At 70.9% G+C, this 1,928-nt stretch carries 3 protein-coding genes; 2 read left to right on the top strand and 1 reads right to left on the bottom strand.

The features are described from left to right. Together AAGI91_17775 and AAGI91_17770 are read left to right on the top strand one after the other, a co-directional pair. A partial coding sequence (locus AAGI91_17775) for a S1 RNA-binding domain-containing protein (protein ID MEM1044463.1) occupies nucleotides 1-565 on the top strand: 565 nt, incomplete at its 5' end. A 74-nt stretch (nucleotides 566-639) separates the two neighbouring features. Continuing rightward, a complete protein-coding gene (locus AAGI91_17770) occupies nucleotides 640-1,131 on the top strand; it encodes a hypothetical protein (protein MEM1044462.1) in 492 nt (163 codons plus the stop codon). A 117-nt stretch (nucleotides 1,132-1,248) separates the two neighbouring features. Here the strand turns inward: AAGI91_17770 and AAGI91_17765 are convergent. Then, nucleotides 1,249-1,928 (bottom strand): peptidoglycan DD-metalloendopeptidase family protein (locus AAGI91_17765; protein ID MEM1044461.1); only part of this gene is annotated, 680 nt, incomplete at its 5' end.

The following is a 1,928-nucleotide window of genomic DNA, read 5'->3' as shown; positions in this document are numbered from 1 at the left end:
GGGGGCCGACGCGACCGGCACGGTGAGCGAGATCAACGACGGCGGCCTCGTCGTCGACCTCCCGCTCGACGTCGAGGCGTTCGTCCCGGCGAGCCACCTCCAGCGCCCCGGCCGCCCGGCCGACGCCTACCAGATCGGCGACGAGCTGGAGCTGCAGGTGATCCGGATGGACCGCGAGGACCGCGAGCTGGTCATGTCAGAGACGGCCAAGATCCGCTCGGCCGAGCGCGCCGAGCGCGACGCCGAGTACCGGCAGAAGCAGCAGGCCCGGCGCCAGGAGCGCCGTGAGGTCGAGAGCTACGGCAGCCGCCAGTCCGGCCCGGCCACGCTCGGCGAGATCTCCGGCCTGGCCGCCCTGCGCGACCAGATGGCCGAGGCCGAAGCGGACGCCCCCGAGGCGGACGTGACGCCCGAGGAGGTCGAGACGCCGGAGGTGCTCTCGACGCCGGCCGGCGAGGTCGTCGATGAAGCCCTCGGCTCCGAGGACGACGGCCCCGAGCCGGACGCCGAGCTGGGCAACGCCTCCGCCTCGGTGGACGGCGATCCCGGCGACGAGGAGAAGTAGCCCTCCGCCTCGGTGCAAGCGACGAGCGGCGGCTCCTTCGGGGGCCGCCGCTTCTATTTGGATATTTTCCCGGAATGGAGAGCTCTTCCGAGAGAAACACGTCGGATGCCGGGCAAGCCGAGGGGCATTCGGGCGACACGGACGGGTTGCTGGATCGTCTGGATCACCTATCTCGGCAGGCGTCGTTTCTGTCTGGGGTAACCGCGCTCTTCATCGTGGCAATCGCGGCATACGGAGGCTTCGTATACGGACGGTTCGCCTCCGGTACCCGGACTGTCGAGCGAATCGGCGATCCGCGAATGCACATGAGCATTCCGGTTTCCGGGGGGGAGGCGACAGCCTATGTGCATCCTGTTCGCCGCTCGTCAGACAGCGTCGGGGGAGTCCCCGACATCACCTTCTCGCTCGAGATACCGGACGCCCTCGCGGCCTTCCCGCCTGAAGCGTTCTGTGGGGACGCTCCGGATCTCACGCTTTGCGGTCCCCACCTTGTACGAATCGGCTCAGACTCGATAGCGTACATCGTGGAACCCGATGCGGACCGGCTCGACAGGATTGTCGAGTAGCAGGCACAGGCCGCAAACGCTCTAACTGCTCAGACCAGCCTCGTCTGCGTCGTCCTCACCGAGAAGGCTGACGACGTCGCCGCACGGCTCCGATGCTGAACCGCCTCAGGATCGGCGTTACCGGCTGCCGAGCCAGCCCGTCGGGTCAACCGCCTGCCCGCCTCGCCAGATGACGAAGTAGAGCTGGGTGCCCCGGCGCGACTCCGCCGTACCCGCCCTGCCGATGGCTTGCCCGGCGCGGAGGCTCTGACCGCGTGACACGGCCACCTGCGAGAGGTTGCCGTATAAGGTGATGTCTTCGCCGTGCGAGACCATCACGTAAGTCCCATACGTCGGGAACTGGCCAATCCGCTGGACGGTGCCCTCGAAGACGGCGCGGACGGGCGCCCCCGAGGCGGTCGCGATGTCGATGCCGGGCGCATCGGTGCGCGTGTTCGTGACCGGATCGGTCCGTGTCCCGAATCGGCCGACCACGGTGCCGTCGGCCGGCCAGGGGAGGCGGCCGCGGTTCTGGCGGAACGAGCCCGTCAGGTCGACGGTGCGGTCGGGCGGAGGGGGCGCCGCCTCGGTGCGGGGCGGCGGCGTTTCCCTAGGCGGCGGCGCGACCGCCACGGGGGGCGACGGCTCGGGCTCCGGAGCCGCGGGACGCACAGCGTTGGGGTCCTCGGCGCGCGGCGTGGGCGCGCGGCGGATCTGCTCGGCCTCGCGAGCGCGCTGCGCGGCGAGGTCGGCCTGGCGCGGGATCTCGGCCTGCCGCGCGGCCTCGGCCTGGCGCTCCGCCTCGGCGCGAGCGGCGG

The organism is Bacteroidota bacterium (assembly GCA_038746285.1).
Taxonomy (GTDB): domain Bacteria; phylum Bacteroidota; class Rhodothermia; order Rhodothermales; family JANQRZ01; genus JANQRZ01.
The sequence above is the reverse complement of the archived record's forward strand: the minus strand, read 5'-3'. Positions and strand labels throughout refer to the sequence as shown.